The sequence below is a fragment of the Paraburkholderia sp. SIMBA_030 genome (assembly GCF_046535245.1).
In the GTDB taxonomy this organism is placed as follows: domain Bacteria; phylum Pseudomonadota; class Gammaproteobacteria; order Burkholderiales; family Burkholderiaceae; genus Paraburkholderia.
Window position 1 is genome coordinate 1 of sequence record NZ_JAWRXB010000084.1, and the last position, 519, is coordinate 519.

The 519-nt window shown below is 60.3% G+C and carries 1 protein-coding gene; it reads right to left on the reverse strand.

Features of this window, described 5'->3' with window-relative positions:
* Positions 1 to 181 precede the first annotated feature (181 nt).
* Positions 182 to 519, reverse strand: a 338-nt coding sequence (locus tag SB772_RS39120; protein ID WP_410838403.1) for a hydroxyacylglutathione hydrolase C-terminal domain-containing protein, incomplete at its 5' end; no start/stop codon positions are given.

The following is a 519-nucleotide window of genomic DNA, read 5'->3' on the forward strand; positions in this document are numbered from 1 at the left end:
TCCTTCGCTCCAGTTGAAAGCGAACGCTCGTTGGAGCGTCTTGCTGGCTAGGGCCAGCTTCCGCCGGGGACTGCTTTGGCGAGGGTGAACCCGGAGGTTCGGCCCCTCTCTGTCTTCGATGATGCCTCTACACAGAAATGGCCCGATTGCGGTGAGTGGCAACGTTCCGCGCCCTGCTGCGTCACCACCTGTTGCGCAACTCGCGAAGCTTGAGAAACACCGTCCTGGCATCGGGTTCTTCCGGGAGATCCGGGAAGCTTTCCCGCAACATGGCGATCACACTTGCGCTTGTGAGCCGGAAGAAGGTGTTGAACTGCTCTTCATCCTTGAGCGTGGTGACGATCGAGGTCTTCGGGTCATGACCGGCCACGCGGGGAAGCAGGGCTCGGGCAGCGGCGTTTTCCGGCTCGAGCGACAACGTGAACCTCAGATTGTTCTCGATGTAGTCATGCCCGGGGTAGATCTTCGTGTCATCCGGCAGTTTGGCGAGCTGGCCCACAAACGTGGCATACAGCTCGC